The sequence below is a fragment of the Legionella waltersii genome, from assembly GCF_001468085.1.
Classification (GTDB): Bacteria; Pseudomonadota; Gammaproteobacteria; order Legionellales; family Legionellaceae; genus Legionella; species Legionella waltersii.
In genome coordinates this window covers 44,967-65,378 of sequence record NZ_LNZB01000036.1, presented here as the reverse complement: position 1 = coordinate 65,378, position 20,412 = coordinate 44,967, and the positions used below count along the sequence as shown (strand labels likewise).

The following is a 20,412-nucleotide window of genomic DNA, read 5'->3' as shown; positions in this document are numbered from 1 at the left end:
GCTTGATCGTTTCGAACTTAGAGCGACGGAAACACAGATTTAGGCAGACATTGCCTTAAGACGGGCAACTAAACGGCTTTTAATTCGAGCCGCTTTGTTTTTATGAATTAATCCTTTGTTTGCAGCTTTATCAATCACTGGTTGAGCTTTTGAGTAAGCGGCACGAGCATCTTCTTGATTACCAGATTCAACAGCTTTCAATACATTTTTAATGTAGGTACGGAACATAGAACGCGCACTGGCGTTATGTTGGCGCAATTTAACGTTTTGACGAGCACGCTTAATCGCTGATTTAATATTTGCCACTTAAAATCTCCACTCAATCGGTTGTTGCAAAAAATAACGATCATGCACAATGAGTTAGATTTTGTCAATAGCTAAGCTTTTTATCTTGCAATGATATCATCCGCTTCCTTACGGTCGCGGCTCAGTTGCTAATGAGTTAACCAAGCCGCGACCGTAAGGGAGCGGAAAATGGAGTCTGATAATTCATCAATCTTGATTATCTCACAAGCTCAGATATAAAATCCTAAACATTAATCCCAAGATCCCCATACACCATGATCCCCAAAAAACAAAGCCTGTTACGTTCAACATCTCTCGTTTCACTGATGACCTTTATATCCCGGATGATGGGGTTTATTAGGGACATGGTTCTTGCCAATTTTTTTGGCGCACAAGCTGGAATGGATGCCTTTTTTGTCGCGTTTAGAATTCCTAATTTCATGCGCCGTTTGTTTGCGGAAGGTGCATTTGCTCAAGCGTTTGTTCCTGTGTTGGCTGAATATCAAAAAACGCGCTCCCCAGAGGATGTCCGCACATTTATCGCCCGTATTTCTGGTTATTTGAGTACTGTGTTAAGCATAGTCACTGTCATCGGAATAGTTGCTGCTCCAGTCATTGTATTTCTCTTTGCTCCTGGGTTTAGTCATGATAGTCATCGTGCGGAGTTAGCTACCCAAATGTTACGCATCACTTTTCCTTTTCTCATGCTAGTCTCTCTTACTGCTATGGCAGGGGCTGTTCTCAACACCTATGGGTACTTTGGAGTCCCAGCTTTTACACCAGTCCTACTGAACATCAGCATGATACTCGCCGCTATGTATTTGTGTCCGGTATTGCCTCAACCAGTGATCGGCCTTGCATGGGGCGTATTAATCGCTGGAATTGTTCAGCTCTTGTTTCAAGTGCCTTTCTTACATCAGCGTAAACTATTGATTCGCCCACGATTAGTTCGTGATGATCAAGGCGTCAACAAAGTACTTAAGCTCATGATTCCTGCCTTGTTTGGAGTATCCATCGCTCAGTTGAACTTAATGGTGGATAGTATCTTTGCTTCGTATCTAAAAATAGGCAGCGTTTCTTGGTTGTATTACACCGATAGATTAACGGATTTTCCATTAGGTGTGTTTGGAGTGGCTATTGCGACGGTTATTCTTCCCCACTTATCAAGAAAACATGTCGAACAAAACTCAGACCAATATTCACGGGCATTGGATTGGGGATTACGCTTAATCTTATTAATCGGTATACCAGCAGGCATTGGATTATCTGTTTTTTCCCTTCCTTTAATTGCGAGTTGTTTTGCCTACGGTAAATTCAGTGCTTACGACGCCATACAAACTCAAAAAAGTTTGATTATGCTAGGTTCTGGAGTTCCTGCATTTATGATGGTTAAAGTATTAGCCTCAGGGTTTTATGCTCGTCAGGACATCAGCACTCCAGTAAAAGTGGGGGCAATTTCAATGATTGTAAATACAATTCTCTGCTTTATTTTTGTTTGGCATCTGGCTCATGCAGGTTTGACACTAGCTTCTGCTTTGGCAGGCTACGTGAATTGTGGAATCCTAATGGTATTGTTGATCAAGCGAGATCTGTTCAAACCATCGTCTGGATGGATTAAATTCATTGGTCAATTGCTTGTTGCTAATTTGGCGGTTGCTGTGTATTTATTCTTCATGAGCGGTTCAGTAGACTATTGGATGAGCTTTCATCCACTGTCTCGATTAACGCTGTTAATGTCACACGTCTTTGCTGCGATAGTTATTTATTTCCTAGCTTTGGTTATAATGGGACTTAGACCGAAACAATTTCGTGGGCAAATGAGGGATTAACTATCATGCAAGCAGACTTATTTTATAATACTCGAGGCGATAGAGTCGTTCCAATTAGTTTAATTTCTCAAAGCGAATGGGAAGAGGGCCAAGACAACTATAGCTCTCTAGAAAGCAATTGCTTTTTTGCTCGTCAATTCAAAGGAAAGTTAGGCGATTACACGTTTATTCCAAATTCTGATGGGGTTGTTGAAAAAGCCTACATAGGCTCTGGCACAGGAAATCAAGAGAGCGCTTTAGCGAATGCAGCTCTAGTATTACCCCCTGGTTGTTATCGACTACAAGGTCCGCTGAGTAAAGAAGCTGCCGTTAATTGGTCTTTAGCACAGTATCGATTTGATGCTTATAAAAAATGGGATACTCCAATCAAAACGTTAATCGTTGATCCCAATGAGTTAGATTCAATTTTAGCATTATCAAAATCCATCTATTTAGTTCGAGATTTAATCAATCGACCTGCGAGTGATATGGGGCCCGCTGAACTAGCACAAGCCGTAGAGCAATTAGCAACAGCTCATAAAGCAGAGTTTACTCAGTGGATAGGAGATGATCTAGTAAAAGAGAATTTTCCAGCAATCCATGCTGTAGGTAGAGCCTCAATTTCAGCCCCAAGACTGTTGTCTCTCACTTGGGGTAATGCAAAACACCCTAAAATCACTTTAATTGGAAAAGGAGTCTGCTTTGACAGTGGTGGTCTAGACATTAAACCCTCCTCTGGAATGCGCTTGATGAAAAAGGACATGGGGGGAGCTGCTCATGTGATTGGTTTAGCACAATGGATCATGCTGCAGAAACTGCCCATTCGTTTACAGGTTTTGATCCCTGCGGTCGAAAACTCGATAGGCCCTAATGCTTTTAGGCCTGGCGATGTTTTAACCATGCGCAATGGACTAACGGTAGAAATTGAAAATACGGATGCTGAGGGACGCCTTGTTCTTGCCGATGCTGTGGTAAAAGCTTGTGAAGACAATCCAGAGCTAGTCATCGATTTTGCTACATTAACAGGTGCAGCCCGTGTTGCTGTAGGTACTGAAATCGCTGCAATGTTCTCAAATGATGATCAATTGGCTCAGGCTATAGTGGATGCAGCAGACAAGGTTTCCGATCCTGTTTGGCGTTTGCCTTTATTTACGCCCTATGAAGAACTGTTGAATTCTAACGCTGCCGACATCGCCAACTCCAGTCCTTCAGCTTATGCAGGAGCTATAGTAGCCGCTTTGTTTTTGAGACGCTTTGTGACCGCATCAACTCCTTGGGTACATTTTGATGTCATGGCGTGGAATATCAGCAGTAAACCAGGAAAACCTGAAGGGGGTGAGGCAATGGGTCTTCGAGCCGTTGCTGAATACTTGTTACAAAATTACGGATAGAAGGGGGCTGTATTATGTTTGTTACCTTTAAATGTGACGCTTATGAAAACATCAGTTACTTTAATGACATCGCTAAGCAATTGCTGTCATTAATAGGACATGGAGGCAGTATTCCTGGAGCCATTAAATCCGAAGACATTGCAACGGCATTAGAGAGTTTGCAACAAGGTTTAGGAAAGATTAAAGCAGTGAATCAATCAAGAGATGACGAGGAGCAAGAGCAGGAAATTAGTTTGGCTAAACGAGCAATGCCACTGATCCAATTGATGCAAGCAGCGCTGAAAAAAGACTGCGATATTTTATGGGAGTATTCTAAGTTTCCAGGGTAGTTGAGAGATAATTGTACCGGCGCAGATATTGTTGGGGACTGGACGTTGCTGGGGACGGACCCCACTGGGGTCCGTCCCCGTTATCCCCGATCCCCGTTTATCCGCTAGCAAATAGCTCGCACATCAAAGGACCCACGCTACACCATCTCTTTCTCAATAGTATGCGTATGCAAAGCATAACCCTTCGAACGATATTCCTTATACCTCCCTCGACTCAACTCCTTCTCAGACTCCAGTGCGCTCACCAACTCAATGACTCGCTTAAAGCGATGGCAAAAAGGCGGTATAGCACCGCTGAGATTAATGAGTATATCATTAAACCCACGAGGCTCTTTATCAAAGCCAATTTGCACGGGTGGTGGTGGTTCAGGGCCCTCTCCTTGTAAATTATGGGGTATAAAACTTTCTTCTTTATACGTCCATAATAATTCATCCAATGACTCAGCATCTTGCTGGTTTTTGCAAAGCACGAAAATCCTATGACCACGGTGATAGGCCTTTTCCACTAAACGACAAGCGAGCCGCCACAAATCATCGGGCTGCTCACTAGCTAATAGGTAAAAATCAACGCGAATTGGCAACATGGCGTAGTATTTGAGTTAATAAAGGAACAGGTCGACCGGTTGCATTGCGTTTCTTTCCAGAAACCCATGCCGTACCAGCAATATCCAAATGAGCCCAACGATATTTTTCCGTAAAGCGGGATAAAAAGCAGGCTGCAGTAATGCTTCCCGCACTACGGTCAAAATTGGCATTGATCATGTCTGCTAATGGGCTATCTATAGCATCCTGATAGGCATCATCCAGAGGCATTCTCCATACTTTGTCTTGACTTTCTTTGGCAGCAGTTTCAATTAATTGCGAAAGATCATCGTCATTAGTCATATATCCTGTTGCTACAGAACCGAGCGCAACAATGATTGCTCCAGTGAGAGTCGCAATATCGATGACAAATTTGGGGTTGAAACGTTCTGCGTAGGTTAAGGCATCGCATAATACCAAGCGTCCCTCAGCATCGGTATTTATTATTTCAACGGTTTGTCCTGACATGGTTTTGACGATGTCCCCTGATTTCACTGCAGAACCACCAATGAGGTTCTCTGCGCTGGCTATAAGCCCGACTACATTGATGGGGAGCTTCAAAAGAGCACAGGTTTTAATGGTCCCTAAAACACTGGCTGCGCCAGACATATCGTATTTCATCTCGTCCATGGCATTGGCTGGCTTTATGGATAAACCACCAGAGTCAAACGTTATCCCTTTACCGACTAGCACGATTGGATCTGCCTTGCCAGCACCTTGGTATTGAATATCAATTAAGCGAGGGGGTTGGTCGCTGCCTTGGGAAACGGCTAAAAAGGCACCCATGCCCATTGCTTGTATCTCCTCTTTCCCCATGACTTTACAGGTCACTGAATCGAATTGTTTGGCAAGCTCTGTTGCCTGTTCGCCTAGATACGTTGGCGTACATACATTCGCTGGCAAATTGGCTAAATGTCTTGTGTATTCAACGCCATCAGCAATGGCTTTAGCCACTTTTAAGCTAGTTTCATTGGCGCCTGGTAAGTAAAAAGTAATGGACTCCAAACGATGAGATTTTGGATTTTTAGTTTTAAAATCCAAGAGTTGATAACGTAAGTTATCAATTTGGACGATCATTTGCTCGAGTTGCCACTCCGCAGTTTCGTTCGCTAAACGCGGTAAACATAAGGTGGCTGAGCTGATGCGTTGTTTAATCAATGCTTCAGTGATCTCAGTAATTCGTTTTTGAAAATGACTTGGGTTGTAATCATTTTGTTTGCCACACTGAATAAGCAGAAGACTATGACCGTCAATGTCCGATTGCCATACTAAATCCCCGGGCTCAGAGGCTTTTTGGCTCAGAGTTTGGATGAGCTCTTGATGATGTTGATGAAGATGAGCAGCGCAATCAGGCAAGCCTGAATCAGAAAATAGTCCAACCACAAGGCATTCATTGTTGGTTAACGAGGGAGTATTAGTCAGTCCGTAATTCATAGTGTATTCCTATGCCTTTAAATAGAGCACTAGTTTAACCAAATTGCTTGTGCATTGAAACTTACATTTATCATGTTTCGTTGAAATTTATGGTATTCTAACAAGTGCTTTGGGGTTAAGTTTGCAGAATTAAAGCCTATCCATACTATTCTCAATCTAGGGGTATCGATTGATTATTTTTCGTTACTTGGCGAAAGAAGTGTTTTTAACATTAATTGCGTTAACCGCGATTCTTGTGCTTATTTTTATGAGTAATCAATTCATTCAATACTTGAATCGGGCGGCTTCTGGGACGATTCCTGGGGTTGTCATCATGAAACTCATGCTCTTAGAAATGCCGAATTTAATGGGGCTATTGTTGCCTTTAGGATTTTATGTGGCTTTACTTCTCGCTTATGGGCGTTTGTACGCAGAGAGCGAAATGACCGTGTTGCGTGCCAGTGGTTATAGTCCCAATCAGCTGCTTAAGCACAGCTTAATCATGGGAAGTGTTGTTGTCGTTCTAGTCGCTGCAGTCATGATATGGGCGAGCCCTATAATTGCCGCGGAGCGATATAAATTGTTACGCTCTACCGGTCTTAAAACGCTTATTCAGACCATCATGCCCGGTCGCTTCCATGCCATTAATGGAGGTCAACAAGTATTCTATGTGCAATCCATGAGTCGCGATCATACTCAGGGAGAACAAGTGTTCATGGCTAGGCAAAGTATAAGGGATAATCGTGTCATTTGGGATGTCCTCTGGGCCAATAAAGCACTGGCTAAAACAAACCCTAAAACGAATGAGGATTACTTAATTTTACAGGATGGTAAGGAGTATCAAGGTGTACCCGGCCAAGCAGACTACCAAGTGGCTCAATTTGAAACCTATCAATCCAAACTGCCTCAGCCAACGGCGAATTACAAAAACGAGGCTAAAACCATTAAAACAGCTGATTTGTGGCCCTTTAACAATCCTGATTTAGCCAAAGCAGCGGAATTGCAATGGCGAATTTCAGTTCCTCTGATGGTGCTTTCACTGACATTGATTGCTGTTCCACTCAGCCGAGTCAGTCCCCGATCGGGGAAGTTTGCTAAGCTATTACCGGCAATTTTGATATATATATTGTACGCTAATTTCATGTTTGTAGCCCGTGACGCCGTAGCTACGGGTAAAATTCCTTGGTGGATAGGGATGTGGTGGATTCACCTACTGGTTATTGCATTAGGGGTCTATTTCATTTGGCGCAATAAGGTGAAACTTGCATGAGCAGTAGAATCTTAGATCGTTATATATCAAGGAGCGTACTATCAGCGATTGCTTTGGTCACTTTGGTGCTCGTAGGTCTACAGATCTTCATTTTATTTGTTAATCAGGTCGACGATTTAGGTCAAGTGGATTATGGAATTGTCCAGGCCGCTTTTTTTGTTTTACTGCAAATGCCTTACCAAGTGTATTTGTTTTTCCCAGTAGCAAGTTTACTCGGGTGCTTAATTGGCTTGGGTGTTTTGGCAAATCACAGTGAGCTGATTGTCATGCGTTCGGCGGGGATGTCCATTGGACAGATCACCGCAGCCGTTTTAAAGGCATCCTTTATTGTTATTGTGTTAATCACCACTTTGGGAGAGACCATTGTCCCGCTTATGGCACATTACGCCAATCAATACAAAGTCGCGGCCCTCACAGGAGGGCAAACCCTAAGAACATCAAAAGGCGCTTGGTTGCGTTATGGCAATGATTTTGTGTCCATAGCCTTGGTGCAAAATGGGAATATTTTGCAATCGGTTAAACAATTTCGCTTCGACCAGCAGCACAATCTAACCTTGGCTCGACATATGGACGAAGTGAAGTACGAAAACAACGCTTGGGTAGCCTATGGAGTGAGCCAGACAGAGTTCACTGAAAATGCGACACAAGCCACTCAATTTAAAACGATCACTTGGGATGTTCCTGTAAAATTGGATATTTTGAAGTTAGCGGGAACTAATCCCGATGAGATGACGTTGATGGAGTTGAAACGTTACATCAAAGATCAAAAAAATAACCAACAAAACGTTTCAAATTATAAATTTGCCTTATTGCAGCGGATCATTCAGCCATTAAACACGGTGGTGATGATGGTGTTGGCAATACCCTTTATTTTTGGGCCATTACGTTCTTCCACCATGGGATCTAAATTATTGGTCGGAGCTATGGTTGGCTTTGGTTTTCATTTAGGAAATCGCTTTTTTGGGCCAGTGAGCACGGTTTTCCAGTGGCCACCGGAGCTGGCTGCATTTGCTCCTACGGTGATATTTGCTTTGATAGGACTGTATTTGATGCGCAGGGTGAGATAATGGCTGCTTTAAGGCATTTTCTTGAGTTTTTATTGAATCCTTTTTTAATCAGTTTGCTTTTGCTTGCTGTCATGCTCCTTTTCTGGCGGTCTATCTCATCGAAGCGCATGCGCGTATTAGGGTTCATTGTTTTACTCGTTCTTCTTGTGTTCAGCACTGGATTCTTGCCGCATTACTTGACCAAACAATTAGAGGCTCGATATAAGGTCGTGAAACTAGCAGACCCTTCTGTCAAATGGGTTGTTGTTTTAAGCGGGGGCCAAAACCTATCTCCAGGCTTTCCTGCCAATGATTTATTGTCCTCAGCAAGCATCAAACGCTTGGTTGAAGGCGTGAGACTATTCCGGCAACTACCCAAAGCAAAATTAGTTTTGTCTGGAGGGGGCTCTATTGGGGAGCAACCTGAGGCATTCTTATTGGCTGAGTTAAGCGAATGGTTTGCAATACCTAAAGACAGAGTAGTTCTTGAGACATACTCCATTAATACGGTTGCACAGGCTAAAGAACTAGTGCACATCGTTCATCAAGATCCGTTTTATTTAGTGACCTCTGCAGTACATATGCCTCGTTCAATGGTTTTATGCAAGAAAGAGGGCTTAAACCCAATTCCTGCTCCTACCGACTTCACCTTTTATTGGAGCACCGATACTTGGCTGAAAATGGTGATTCCTAATACCTATAACCTTTGTTATTTTTCCATCGCATTTCATGAAATTTTGGGACAAATATGGGTTTTTGGACTGAAAGGAAATTAGCTTGAATATCAAATTTGATGTGTACAACAAAGACTGCCCCTCACGAAATATTTTAGCGGCCATTGGTGACAAATGGTCTATTTTAATCATTCTTAAGCTGTCTCAAAGTACATACCGATTTGGAGAATTGAAAAGGGATATTGGCGGGATTTCTCCTAAAGTTCTTACTCAGAGTTTACAAAAATTGGAGCAACTTGGATTCATACAGCGTACTGAATACCATGAAATAATCTTAAGGGTAGAATACTGTTTAACAGCGTTGGGCAGGTCTTTGGCTCCGATTTTAAAGCAGCTAACGGATTGGACGGAGCAACACATGGATGATTTATTAGTCAGTAACCTGAAACCACAATTTGAGTGTACTGAGCCCTAAATGTTGTTCAATGTATTCTAAATAATAAGTGAGCTCTATCTCACCAACCATCGAAGTTGAATCCTCCTTAGGCTCGTGATGAATAAATTGTCCATCAAAATGCGTCAGGCAAAATGTTTGATACTCTTTTGAATACAGCAAAAAGGTATGCCACATCGAATCGATATCACCCATTTCTTGATGAATCGCGCATTGAAATTGCAGATGTTTCGCGTAGGGTTTCAGGAGTAAGTCTTGTTGGTGTTTTTTACTTAACCAAAAGAACTTAATGAGTTCTTTTAACGCAACTGGAGCTGCTAAAAGGGCATTGGGGTAGTCCCTCTCGTAGCGTGTGAAGAGCTTCTCATTCTTGTAGGTGATGGATTGATGTAGATCAGTTATCAACTTGGCATCCTCGATTGGCGTTACCTAGTATCTGATCCCTGACGGTCGTGGCTCGATTGGCAAGGAAAAACCGAGACGCGACCGTGAGAGAGCGGACAAAATCACCCAGCGTTAACCCTGAGGCACACACCAAACCGCTTTATCTTGCTTCAACTTAGACAAAATAATTGATTTAATCACTTCCTTAACTTGATTTTTCATCCCAGTCTCCTGTTTGTAAAAGGGAATTCAAGTGTAAAAATAATACTTATAATTATCAATTAGTTACCATGTGGTAACTGGTTCAAGATGTACCAAGACAAATGGGGACGGACCCCACTGGGGTCCGTCCCCTACATCTATCCCTCATGATCTCTGCTCGGTTCACTCCCTGCTGTGACTCAGATTTGTTTCAGATAGAAAAGAAAGAACCGAGCCGCGCGCGTAAGCAAGCGGATACTATGCCTATCGTTATTGAGATGGTTTTTGAAGTAAGATGCTAAATTCAAGAGCATCTAAAGCCTGTGAGAAATGAGAGCCTTGGCCATAAACACAGCCATACTCCTTCAATAGCTCAGCCGTTTTTACGTCACTAATTTCATCCGCGGAGGTTTTCAACCCTAAGGAATTAGCCACTCTAATGATGCCTTCTATGACGTTTGATTTCGTTGGATCTTTTCCCATATTCATAATCAGTGATTTTTCTATTTTTAGTTCATGGATTGGGAGATTGGATAAAGACACAAAGGAGGAAAAACTGCTGTTGAAGTCAGCAATGGTGAGCTGCACGCCCAAACTGGATATCTGATGAAGTATCTCGGCTGTTTTTGTTGGGTCTAAAAGGCAAGCTTGTTCCGTCAGTTCTAGTTTTAAATGGTCTGGATTTACTTTATGTTCATGAAGCATCATCTCAATTAAACTTGGTAAATCATTATTAACGGAATCTTTAGTGGCTAAATGGATTGCCCCAAAAATCATAAAGCCCTCTTGCTGCCATTTTTGAAGTTGCTTTATGCTGTTTGCTAACAGGAATTCAGTGACCTTATGCACCAATGGCGAGGCCTCAATGAGAGGCATAAACTTCTCAACGGGAATTAGCCCAGCTTTGTCATGTTCAAGCAGAACGATGGATTCAGCACCAACGATTTTTCTTGTGGCCAACTCATAGATAGGTTGATAATGGATTTTAAGGGTATTTTGCTCAATGGCTTGCCCTAGCTGATTCATTAAAGCGCGGTTAATGCTGAACCCTTCATCCATGCTTTTATGATAAACCATATAGGGTTTTCCTTCTTTCCGTGCATGATAAACCGCTGTTCGAGCGTTATTGATCAAGGTTTCTTCATTGTCCGCTTGAAAAGGATAGGTGGCAATTGCTGCAACAGGAGTGAAAGGAACGGGAATCCCATCAACCATGATGCTGGTTGTTGTTGAGTTGATGATGGATGCCAAGAGTTTGTTTCGATCGACGTTCATGTTCAATCGACGTAATAATAAGGCAAATTCGTCATGATCCAGGCGTGCAGCGGAGTTTATTCCAATCGTGGCTTCCAGAATTGAATGTTCAAGCAACACGGATTGGATGGTTTTGGAGTATTCGATTAAAGCCTGATTGACATTAAAATTGCCAAAATAATTGTGCAACTGTTTAAAACCATTTATTTTTAGAATAACTACGGCAAGTTCACCTGAATTATTAAGTTGTTTTATGGACTCAATGATTTGCTCTTTCAATAATCGACTATTCGGCAAATGAGTAAGGCTATCATGTTGAACTTCGTATTTAAGCTGCCCTTCTAGATCCCCGCTTTTATTGAGAAATTCACTGGTTGTGTTCGAAAGAATGGTTTTGGCTCTATTCATTAAGCTATAGCAAAACGATTGTCCCCAATAAGCAAAAATAAAAGGGGTTAGATCAAGAACCCATATTGCTGGGTTAGTTAGTTGGGCTTTAATAAATCCATTTAAACTGATGGAGCCTGTAATCTGATAGGAAACGATGCAGGTAGCGATTAAAATACTGAATACCGCAATTCCCAAACCGATAAACGCGTATTTGTTAACGTAGCTTTTTAGGACGATGGACGTGTTCGTTAAATTGTGTTTTATGTTCATTCTTATTGTTTTTAATGAATGGTTTAATATTGGATTTGTCGGCGGAGGTTCAGTTTTCTTTAGTTTCTGGACCCTCACAGCATGGCTCGGATTGTTGGGTGCTATCGTGCATCCGCTCCCTGACGGTCGCGGCTCGGTTTTTCTGGGTAGCACAAAAAACCGAGCCGCGACCGTTAGGGAGCGGATATTACAAATCACCAACCACTAAACGATCTTTATTTTCATAAAACGCCATCAATTCACCTTGCTCATGGACCACGTAATGTATCGTTGCTTCAACCTCCTCCTCTTCCCATAAATATCGAGTACTGCCATGACGAGTCCAGCGGTTCATTCGTGATATGTCCAATGGTGACTCATTTAATTGTCGGGATGCATAAGCTTTGATTGTATTCATTACTATCTCGGGCTTAGACATGGCATGCAGGACTAGATGCACATGATTGGATCTAACATGTGCCGCAAATAATGACCATTTGCGATATGTGCAAACTTCTTTAATGGATTTTAGAACAATGTTTCGTCGTTTATGATCGAGCAAATAAGGGGGTTCAGACATTTGAACTTTTACTAATTGTGCTCTTTTGGGGTTTTGAACTAAAAAATCAGTTCCTGGGGTATTGCATAATCGATCAACGGATGTTGGTTTTTCTCCATGTAACCAGGTTCCATAACATGTGAATGTAATGAAATAGGCTAGCGGGATCGCTGCTTCTAGGGTCATTGTACTGCTTTCCTTTATCCACTCCCTGACGGTCGTGGCTCGGTTGGTCCTTTGTATTGCTTGCTTTTGCCATAACTGGCCGGTGAGAATTTACTGGATCAACTATCCAATTGCAACTTGTTTTCCGCTTCCGAATGCCTGCACCTTGGATTTACATTGTGCCATCAAACATCCGCTCCCTAACGGTCGCGGCTCGGTTTGTTTGGTGCTACCCAGAACCAACCGAGCCGCGACCGTCAGGGAGCGGATTTCCCATAGAAGCTACAACACCATCGTGTACAAAGAAACATCCTCGTCCGTCTTAACAGCCGCTTTACTTTTCTCACCAAGCACACTTTGAGAAGAGACAAACAAACGATGACTGGACGCTATTTTTTCAGGTGTTGGCCGCAGTAAAATGAACTCTATTGGGGACCTATTCAGCCCAGTTTTTCCCGTGCTACATAGAACCAACCGAGCCGCGACCGTTAGGGAGCGGATGTTTAATGGAACCATGCAAATCCGATCCACGACCATGAAGGACCAGCGGATATCCCATAGAAGCTACAACAACATCGTGTACAAAGAAACATCCTCGTCCGTCTTATCAGCCGCTTTACTTTTCTCACCAAGCACATTTTTCGAAGAGACAAACAAACGATGACTGGACGCTATTTTTTCAGGTGTTGACCGCAGTTGGATAACCTCTATTGGGGACCTACTCATAGCCGACTCGAGTCGTTGACGTTGTTCTTTGTTCAAATGATTCATGTGATTTCCAGAAAGATTTAAATAATGCAATTGCGGCAAACTGATCAAGTCTAAAATGCATTTAAATTTTGCTTCATCCTTACAACAGGCATCAATGTTCATGTGTGCTAAGCTGAGGTGAGTTAAGTCAGGACATGATTTGACCATTTGCACAAAGTGTTGCATGTCATTCGCAGTCCAATCTTCAAAACTGCCATGCGTGAGGGAAAGTCGGTTGGCGATATTCATGCTTTTGAGAAAACAAGTCATACCCTGTGGATTCTTGCTCGTTATTCCATTGCGTGTGTACACCAAAGTCGTTTTACATTCCAAGGCACCTAATACTTCTTGAAACAGAGCAATCTTACGTTTCTCATTTGGGAAATCACCTTCAATAATCAGTGCCGGTACAAAAGTTTGCATGCAAAACAACAAAGCGGTTTCTGTGCTTTTAGTCTTTATATTTGCCCACGCATCATTCATCTTAAAATGCATTTGATTGGTGGGTTCGTTACGTAACCGGTGATAGAACTCGCTAATTAAATGAACAGCAGCGTCTTTCTCGCTAAGGATACTTGGCATATCTGCTTCATCATCCCCAAACTTGGAGCAAACTTCAGGAATGGCCAGCAATAATCCCATGCGCACCCTTGAATCCATGACTCGACACATTCTTTTTATCGAGGCAACTTTAGGGTCGTTATTATTCTCCAGCAAGGAATTCGGCAAAGGCTTTTTCATAAAAAAAGCAATTAGATCTCCTATTGCCTCTTTATTAGAACGCCCCAATTCATTTGCATGGATGATGAATTTCTCGATGGTGGAAATGCATTGATCAACATTGGAACTTCTGAAAATACGATGCATGGATACCTCCTTGTCAAATAATGATCCCCAATCAATCCTTATGGGTCTTGAGTTTAATTGGTTAAACTCTATATAGGTTGGATGATCAGATTATATGGAATTTGGTGGAATATCAACTCATATTTGCCCTGATATTTGACAGGTATGATGATTCTTAGTACTGCTTCCCCTAAGACTCTGCTCTTAGGGCACAGAGCCTCTTCAGTGGCTCTTGTTTTTTCTGGTGTAAAAATAGGAGTAACAAACGCACTAGTATCTTGATTGATGGATTCACTTTTTTCAATTCATTGGAGTAGTCTATCCCAAATACAGGGAGCAATAGCATTCCAGAAGCAGCAAGTAATAACTCCCTGCGAACGGATGAGTCCATTCCCTGACACATTCGTTTTATCTAGTTCCTTGAGAATAAAGTAGATACGTGGTCTAACGATTGGTCCAAACTATCAATTAGCTTATTTTAATTAATAGTTAATTAAAAAACAATCAAAATAAGTAATATATAATTTAAATTTTGTATTTACTGTTCCGTATCTTAATTAAAGTTTACAAGATAAAAAACATTAAGGGCTGCTCAACAATCAAATAAAAATGATTTAATAAGCAGCTCCTTTTCTGAAAATAAAAAACACATAAACTCTATGGCCTTTTATATGTGGTAGAGTCCTTCTCATGTTGATCTAATACATCATCAGCAGTTACCTCCGGTAAAGCTCTGTCTAGCGCTTTCATCGCACCTTCTCCAGGCATTACCTCTTGCTTCGCTGCTTCTCTCAGATCATCTGCTGCTGTTTTGTACTGACCGCTTGAACCAAACATTGTTTTTGCAAGAATATCCTTATTAGTCGATAAAGTAGTCCATTTTTTTATAAAATTTGCCATTTCTGATAAGAGTTGCCTAAAAATACCAGGCTTAGTTTCAACGGCAGATTTGTATTCATACATTATATGAATAACTTCTGCGGCAAACTGTTGTCTCGTCCCCGCTAGATGCAGAGCCTTTTTATCATAGGCTTCAAGCGCTTTGTTTAATCGAAAGCCCATTTGTAATGCTGCCTTTCTAGTCGATCCATCTATCTCTTTATCATGCTCTTTGAACGTGTCTATTAAGGTGTTTAATATTGATTCTACTTGATAGGCTACAGGCTCTGCTTCTTGGTCCTGACTATGTGCACGTGGACGATAACCTAAAGCATCTCTAAACTTTGTACGCTCATCTATCTCAGTATATTTTTTGACCACAATAGTATCTCCAATAATATTATCACATCTAATCTTAATTATAGAACATAATGTAAATAAATTAGCCACACTTAATTATATTACTATTAACCTTAAGGTTTGATTAAAAAATAAAATTTCGGATAAATTATGCTCTACAAGGGGAACAATGAGGGAAAAAGGGAATAACACACAAACTTTTAAATGATTTTATAGAGTCTTTTTCCTCTAAAAAGAGAATTTTATGGATAAAATCAGCGAGTTTTAGAAAATTTAAAGTGAAATACAGATGGTATTTTCTTCTAAAACCGAGAAAAATTAGTGTTATAAAAGGTCCAACGATTGTTTACGTCATTTAAAATTGACTACATCCATATTTTGTACTTTATATTATGTTTGGTGTTATTGTTGTCAAAAATAAACACCACTGTATATATGACCCACTTGGTCTTTTGTATGAACTGTGCTCAAATTATGAAATTTCATTAACCAGAAAAACGACGAAACACATTATATAATGTGCTTCGTGGTTTTTCTGGTTAACTTAATTGACGAGAAACTATTACTGTTTGGGACGCATAGAAGGTTCACTATCAACCATTTCTTGTTTAAGTGTGTCTAATTGTCCTTTTATATTATTTTGACTAGCCAAAGTTACTTGTGTTTTGTCAAATGTGTAGGGTTCTATTTTACCCTCTCCAGGCAATGCGTTATACAACGCAATAAATAAATTTGCAAATTTTTTCAAAGGGGTCCACCCATTCCATGGAGCGTTAGTGATATCGCTTCTATACGATCTTATTACTTCAGCGGATGCTTGGTTAAATTTATTCACTGCGTTGTTCCATTGAGTATTATATTCTAGAAGCGGAGCTCTTGCATTGAGTTTCCCCAAATCTTTATCAAGCTCCCTCAATGCATCACCTAATTGAGATCGCATCTGTATTGCTGCGCGTATAGCTGGATCTTTACCTGTGTATGGTTCGTTAACCTTAAGTTTATTAAGTACCCTATTAAGTTCATCAACTACATTTTTAATTGGCTCTTCTGTCTCAGGCCTTTTAGCTTCTATAACTGCATTTGTTACAACGTCGTCAACCGCATCTAATAAATCACCAACACCTTGTTTGATTTGTTTACCAGCATCTTTAAAGCCTTTTTTAACCGTTTTCCACATTTTCATGCCTCCAGGTTATGTTTATAATTTAATTATAGACCACATTGTAAAATATCGACACAATTTAATTATATAACAATTCAACTTAAGGTTTGATTAAAAGAGAAACGTAAGAAAATTCATTTTTAATAAAATTATTTAAATGAGGTATGTTTTAAAGACAAAATCCCATTCTTTTCCTCAACTTTCCTCATTCAAGGGTATAATCTTTAGCCAAAATCCGGTAAAATATTTCACTTTTATTTTTTTTTGTCGCCACTATGCCAAAACGAACCGATATAAAATCCATTTTGATTCTAGGGGCTGGTCCTATTGTGATAGGTCAGGCTTGTGAGTTTGATTATTCCGGAACCCAAGCTGTTCGAGCTTTAAAAGAAGAAGGGTATCGGGTCATTTTGGTTAATTCCAATCCGGCTACGATCATGACGGATCCGGAATTGGCGGATGCGACGTATATCGAACCCGTTCAATGGAAAGAAGTAGCGCGTGTCATTGAAATTGAACGTCCCGATGCCTTATTGCCAACCATGGGTGGGCAGACTGCTTTAAACTGTGCTTTGGATTTGGTTCGAGAAGGGGTTTTGGCCAAATACTCGGTTGAAATGATTGGTGCTACTCGCGAAGCCATTGATAGAGCAGAAGACAGAGAGAAATTTCGCCAGTTGATGATCAAGATTGGCTTGGATATGCCGCGTTCAGCGATTGCTCATAGCTTGGAAGAGGCTATTCAGGTTCAAGCTCGCCTTGGATTCCCAGCCATTATTAGACCATCCTTCACCATGGGCGGTAGCGGTGGGGGTATTGCTTATAACCGCGAAGAGTTCGAAGAAATTTGTACAAGAGGCTTGGAGCTATCTCCTACTCACGAGCTTTTAATTGATGAATCCGTGCTCGGCTGGAAAGAATACGAGATGGAAGTGGTGCGTGATAAAAACGACAATTGCATCATCGTTTGCACCATTGAGAACTTTGACCCCATGGGGGTGCATACCGGGGACTCCATTACCGTAGCCCCTGCCCAAACATTAACCGATAAAGAATATCAACGCATGCGTGATGCAGCCATTAAGGTGTTAAGGGCTGTTGGCGTAGACACTGGCGGTTCAAACGTGCAGTTTGCCATCAATCCTGAAGATGGGCGTATGTTGGTGGTGGAGATGAACCCACGGGTATCACGTAGTTCTGCCTTGGCCTCTAAAGCCACGGGCTTCCCCATTGCGAAAGTGGCTGCAAAATTAGCAGTCGGCTATACCTTGGATGAGCTCAAAAATGAAATTACAGGTGGAAAAACCCCAGCTTCCTTTGAGCCAAGCATCGATTATGTCGTGACCAAAGTACCGCGATTTAATTTTGATAAATTCCCTCAAACTCCGAATACCCTGACTACACAAATGAAATCCGTTGGTGAAGTGATGGCCATTGGATCGAACTTTCAAGAATCCTTGCAGAAGGCAATTCGAGGCTTAGAAATAGGGCGCAGTGGTTTGCACCCGCTGTCTAAAAATGAAGATAAGGCCTTATTGAGAGGGCATTTACGCGAACCTACACCGGATAGACTTTGGTATATTGCCGATGCCTTTAGGCAGAATCTATCTCTAGAAGAAATTCATATGGAAAGTCGGGTGGACCGTTGGTTCTTGGCGCAAGTTCAAGAATTGGTGCAATTAGAACAGTCTATTGCTAATAAGCCACTCGATAGTTTGGATAAAGCCACGCTTCACTTTATGAAGCATAGAGGGTTTTCTGATTTGTATTTGTCTCAATTGTTACAATGCTCTGAAGCCGAAGTTCGAGCCAAGCGACTGCAGTTGGGTGTGACACCAGTGTATAAACGAATCGATTCTTGCGCAGGTGAGTTCCCAACGGATACGGCTTACATGTATTCCACGTACGAACAAAGTTGTGAGGCTCGCCCTGATCATAGTCAGAAAAAAATCATGATATTGGGTGGTGGACCTAATCGAATAGGGCAAGGCATTGAGTTTGATTATTGCTGCGTGCACGCTGCATTGGCTTTGCGTGAGGCGGGCTATCAAACCATTATGGTTAATTGTAACCCAGAAACCGTGTCGACCGATTTCGATACTTCTGATCGATTGTATTTTGAACCAGTCACCTTGGAAGACGTTTTATCCATTGTGGATGTTGAAAAACCTGAAGGCTTGATAGTTCATTACGGCGGGCAAACGCCACTGAAGCTAGCACGCAGCCTTGAGGCCAATGGGGTTAAAATCATTGGTACGTCTCCAGACGCGATTGATCAAGCAGAGGATCGTGAGCGCTTCCAACAACTGGTTAAAGAATTAAAACTGCATCAACCGGACAATGGAACCGTTCGCAGCGAAGCCGAGGCCATTGAATTAGCTCGTCAAATCGGCTATCCCTTGGTGGTTAGACCTTCCTACGTACTTGGTGGCCGAGCCATGGAAATTGTTTATCAAGAAGACGATTTACGACATTACTTGTCGCACGCAGTCGAGGTATCTAATGACTCACCCGTGTTGTTGGATAGATTCTTAAATGATGCCATTGAAGTGGATATTGATGCTGTTTGTGATGGCAAAGACGTTTTAATTGGTGCTGTGATGGAACACATTGAGCAAGCCGGAATTCACTCAGGCGACTCTGCTTGCACATTGCCTCCATTCAGCTTGAGTGTCGTGGTACAACAAGATTTGACCGAGCAAATCCGCAAAATGGCCTTGAAACTGGGCGTGGTGGGTTTAATCAATGCTCAGTTTGCCATTCAGTCCGATGATATTTACGTTTTAGAAGTGAACCCACGAGCGTCAAGAACAGTTCCCTTTGTGTCAAAGGCAACGGGTTTACCACTGGCGAAAATCGCAGCTCTTTGTAAAGCAGGTGTCAGCTTGAAAGAGCAAGGTTTAACCCAAAATCACCAAATGCCATCGTTTTACTCCATTAAGCTTCCAGTCTTTCCGTTCATCAAATTTTCAGGGGTGGATTCGATTCTGGGTCCTGAAATGAAATCCACTGGAGAAGTGATGGGGATTGCCAAACGTTTCGGACAAGCTTATGCTAAGGCCCAGCTTGGAGCAGGTTGTCATATAGCGAAACGACGCAAGGCATTTGTGTCTGTTCGTGATGCGGATAAAACGCGAGTGGGTGAGATTGCCAAACGTTTAATCGAGTTAGGTTTTGAAATCATTGCGACTCGAGGAACAGCGCTTGCTTTGCAAGCGGCTGGAGTGGATTGCCGAAGAGTCTTTAAAGTGGCTGAAGGAAGACCTCATGTGTTGGACTTCATTAAAAACAATGAAATTGATTTTATTGTGAATACCACTGAGGGAAAACAAGCGATCGCTGACTCCTTTGCCATAAGACGGAATGCCTTGCAGCATAAGGTCAGCTACACCACAACGTTATCAGGTGCTGAGGCCGCATGCCTGGCCATGAAATACGAGGACAGGGAAACTGTTACAAAATTACAAGATTTGCATTAGAGGTTAATATGAGCAAACATCCTATGACGGTTCAAGGGGCAGAAGCACTGCAACAGGAATTACAACGCTTAAAATTTGTAGAAAGACCAAAGATTGTAGAAGCCATCGCTACGGCAAGAGCTCATGGTGATTTGAAGGAAAATGCGGAGTACCATGCGGCTCGTGAACAGCAGAGCTTTAATGAAGGCCGTATTCAGGAACTTGAAGCCAAATTATCCAACGCCCAAATTATTGACATCAGTAAACTGACTAACAATGGCAAAGTGGTGTTTGGTAGTACCGTTACGATATGCCAAACGTCCTCTGATTCTGAAATCTCTTATCAAATTGTAGGTGAAGACGAAGCGGACATTAAATTAAATAAAATTTCTTATAGCTCCCCGATTGCTCGTGCGTTAATTGGTAAAGAGCTTGATGATACCGTTACCGTGGAAACTCCTGGCGGCTTGGTGGAGTATGAAATTATTCAGGTTGAGTATGTT

19 protein-coding genes are annotated in these 20,412 nt (G+C 41.8%); 9 read left to right on the top strand and 10 right to left on the bottom strand.

Annotated elements, in window-relative coordinates:
- Nucleotides 1-39: 39 nt before the first annotated feature.
- Nucleotides 40-306, bottom strand: coding sequence for a 30S ribosomal protein S20 (rpsT, locus tag Lwal_RS06475; protein WP_058480012.1), 267 nt, complete (start codon nt 304-306; stop codon nt 40-42).
- Nucleotides 307-560: 254 nt separating this feature from the next.
- On the opposite strand from rpsT, the gene murJ reads away from it, so the two are divergent.
- Genes murJ through Lwal_RS06460 form a run of 3 tightly spaced genes read left to right on the top strand, consistent with a single transcriptional unit; the run spans nt 561 to nt 3,813 of the window.
- Nucleotides 561-2,114 (top strand): murein biosynthesis integral membrane protein MurJ, encoded by a 1,554-nt coding sequence (murJ, locus tag Lwal_RS06470; RefSeq protein ID WP_058480011.1) that lies wholly within the window; start codon nt 561-563, stop codon nt 2,112-2,114.
- A gap of 5 nt (nt 2,115-2,119) precedes the next feature.
- Nucleotides 2,120-3,484 carry a leucyl aminopeptidase family protein gene (locus Lwal_RS06465; RefSeq protein WP_058480010.1) on the top strand — a complete coding sequence of 455 codons (1,365 nt, stop codon included), beginning with the start codon at nt 2,120-2,122 and terminating at the stop codon, nt 3,482-3,484.
- Nucleotides 3,485-3,498: 14 nt separating this feature from the next.
- A complete protein-coding gene (locus Lwal_RS06460) occupies nt 3,499-3,813 on the top strand; it encodes a DUF1840 domain-containing protein (RefSeq protein ID WP_058480009.1) in 315 nt (104 codons plus the stop codon).
- A 137-nt stretch (nt 3,814-3,950) separates the two neighbouring features.
- Here Lwal_RS06460 and Lwal_RS06455 read toward each other — a convergent pair whose 3' ends face one another.
- Both Lwal_RS06455 and Lwal_RS06450 read right to left on the bottom strand, forming a co-directional pair.
- Nucleotides 3,951-4,397 (bottom strand): DNA polymerase III subunit chi, encoded by a 447-nt coding sequence (locus Lwal_RS06455; protein ID WP_058480008.1) that lies wholly within the window; start codon nt 4,395-4,397, stop codon nt 3,951-3,953.
- The gene (locus Lwal_RS06450) at nt 4,378-5,829 is read right to left on the bottom strand and encodes a leucyl aminopeptidase (protein ID WP_058480007.1); all 1,452 of its coding nucleotides are present in this window, start codon (nt 5,827-5,829) and stop codon (nt 4,378-4,380) included. The genes Lwal_RS06455 and Lwal_RS06450 overlap by 20 nt, the downstream gene beginning before the upstream one ends.
- A 169-nt stretch (nt 5,830-5,998) precedes the next feature.
- Between Lwal_RS06450 and lptF the strand changes: the two genes are divergently transcribed.
- Genes lptF through Lwal_RS06430 form a run of 4 tightly spaced genes read left to right on the top strand, consistent with a single transcriptional unit; the run spans nt 5,999 to nt 9,273 of the window.
- Nucleotides 5,999-7,078, top strand: coding sequence for an LPS export ABC transporter permease LptF (lptF, locus tag Lwal_RS06445; RefSeq protein ID WP_058480006.1), 1,080 nt, complete (start codon nt 5,999-6,001; stop codon nt 7,076-7,078).
- Entirely contained in the window at nt 7,075-8,145 is a 1,071-nt protein-coding gene (lptG, locus tag Lwal_RS06440; protein WP_058480005.1) for an LPS export ABC transporter permease LptG, read from the top strand. Before lptF ends, lptG begins: the two co-directional genes overlap by 4 nt.
- Nucleotides 8,145-8,900, top strand: a complete 756-nt coding sequence (locus Lwal_RS06435; RefSeq protein WP_058480004.1) for a YdcF family protein — start codon at nt 8,145-8,147, stop codon at nt 8,898-8,900. The genes lptG and Lwal_RS06435 overlap by 1 nt, the downstream gene beginning before the upstream one ends.
- A 1-nt stretch (nt 8,901) precedes the next feature.
- Nucleotides 8,902-9,273, top strand: a complete 372-nt coding sequence (locus tag Lwal_RS06430) for a winged helix-turn-helix transcriptional regulator (protein WP_231950977.1) — start codon at nt 8,902-8,904, stop codon at nt 9,271-9,273.
- Here Lwal_RS06430 and Lwal_RS06425 read toward each other — a convergent pair.
- The 7 genes from Lwal_RS06425 to Lwal_RS06390 form a co-directional block, all read right to left on the bottom strand.
- Nucleotides 9,229-9,657 (bottom strand): glycine-rich domain-containing protein, encoded by a 429-nt coding sequence (locus Lwal_RS06425; protein WP_058480002.1) that lies wholly within the window; start codon nt 9,655-9,657, stop codon nt 9,229-9,231. The genes Lwal_RS06430 and Lwal_RS06425 overlap by 45 nt on opposite strands.
- A gap of 450 nt (nt 9,658-10,107) precedes the next feature.
- Nucleotides 10,108-11,751: a phosphodiesterase gene (locus Lwal_RS06420; protein ID WP_058480001.1), complete on the bottom strand. Its 1,644-nt coding sequence runs from the start codon at nt 11,749-11,751 to the stop codon at nt 10,108-10,110.
- 187 nt (nt 11,752-11,938) lie between these two features.
- A complete protein-coding gene (locus tag Lwal_RS06410) occupies nt 11,939-12,475 on the bottom strand; it encodes a transposase (RefSeq protein WP_058479999.1) in 537 nt (178 codons plus the stop codon).
- 543 nt (nt 12,476-13,018) lie between these two features.
- Nucleotides 13,019-14,071: a hypothetical protein gene (locus tag Lwal_RS06405; RefSeq protein ID WP_058479998.1), complete on the bottom strand. Its 1,053-nt coding sequence runs from the start codon at nt 14,069-14,071 to the stop codon at nt 13,019-13,021.
- A gap of 169 nt (nt 14,072-14,240) precedes the next feature.
- A complete protein-coding gene (locus Lwal_RS06400; RefSeq protein ID WP_133141233.1) occupies nt 14,241-14,441 on the bottom strand; it encodes a hypothetical protein in 201 nt (66 codons plus the stop codon).
- A 266-nt stretch (nt 14,442-14,707) separates the two neighbouring features.
- A complete protein-coding gene (locus Lwal_RS06395) occupies nt 14,708-15,310 on the bottom strand; it encodes a hypothetical protein (RefSeq protein WP_058479996.1) in 603 nt (200 codons plus the stop codon).
- Between the two features lie 541 nt (nt 15,311-15,851).
- Complete coding sequence (locus Lwal_RS06390) at nt 15,852-16,472, bottom strand: hypothetical protein (RefSeq protein WP_157737798.1); 621 nt, start codon at nt 16,470-16,472, stop codon at nt 15,852-15,854.
- A 254-nt stretch (nt 16,473-16,726) separates the two neighbouring features.
- Here Lwal_RS06390 and carB point away from each other — a divergent pair, with 254 nt between their 5' ends.
- Together carB and greA are read left to right on the top strand one after the other, a co-directional pair.
- Complete coding sequence (gene carB / locus Lwal_RS06385; protein ID WP_058479994.1) at nt 16,727-19,930, top strand: carbamoyl-phosphate synthase large subunit; 3,204 nt, start codon at nt 16,727-16,729, stop codon at nt 19,928-19,930.
- 8 nt (nt 19,931-19,938) lie between these two features.
- On the top strand, nt 19,939-20,412 hold a 474-nt coding region (gene greA, locus Lwal_RS06380; protein ID WP_058479993.1), incomplete at its 3' end, for a transcription elongation factor GreA.

Excerpts from the sequence above, each read along its gene's own strand:
- Lwal_RS06460 (WP_058480009.1), top strand. The coding sequence starts at position 3,499 with ATGTTTGTTACCTTTAAATGTGACGCTTATGAAAACATCAGTTACTTT.
- Lwal_RS06420 (WP_058480001.1), bottom strand. The coding sequence starts at position 11,751 with ATGAACATAAAACACAATTTAACGAACACGTCCATCGTCCTAAAAAGC.
- Lwal_RS06390 (WP_157737798.1), bottom strand. The coding sequence starts at position 16,472 with ATGAAAATGTGGAAAACGGTTAAAAAAGGCTTTAAAGATGCTGGTAAA.
- Lwal_RS06450 (WP_058480007.1), bottom strand. The coding sequence starts at position 5,829 with ATGAATTACGGACTGACTAATACTCCCTCGTTAACCAACAATGAATGC.
- lptG (WP_058480005.1), top strand. The coding sequence starts at position 7,075 with ATGAGCAGTAGAATCTTAGATCGTTATATATCAAGGAGCGTACTATCA.
- Lwal_RS06435 (WP_058480004.1), top strand. The coding sequence starts at position 8,145 with ATGGCTGCTTTAAGGCATTTTCTTGAGTTTTTATTGAATCCTTTTTTA.
- Lwal_RS06455 (WP_058480008.1), bottom strand. The coding sequence starts at position 4,397 with ATGTTGCCAATTCGCGTTGATTTTTACCTATTAGCTAGTGAGCAGCCC.
- carB (WP_058479994.1), top strand. The coding sequence starts at position 16,727 with ATGCCAAAACGAACCGATATAAAATCCATTTTGATTCTAGGGGCTGGT.
- Lwal_RS06400 (WP_133141233.1), bottom strand. The coding sequence starts at position 14,441 with ATGGACTCATCCGTTCGCAGGGAGTTATTACTTGCTGCTTCTGGAATG.
- Lwal_RS06465 (WP_058480010.1), top strand. The coding sequence starts at position 2,120 with ATGCAAGCAGACTTATTTTATAATACTCGAGGCGATAGAGTCGTTCCA.
- Lwal_RS06405 (WP_058479998.1), bottom strand. The coding sequence starts at position 14,071 with ATGCATCGTATTTTCAGAAGTTCCAATGTTGATCAATGCATTTCCACC.
- Lwal_RS06410 (WP_058479999.1), bottom strand. The coding sequence starts at position 12,475 with ATGACCCTAGAAGCAGCGATCCCGCTAGCCTATTTCATTACATTCACA.
- murJ (WP_058480011.1), top strand. The coding sequence starts at position 561 with ATGATCCCCAAAAAACAAAGCCTGTTACGTTCAACATCTCTCGTTTCA.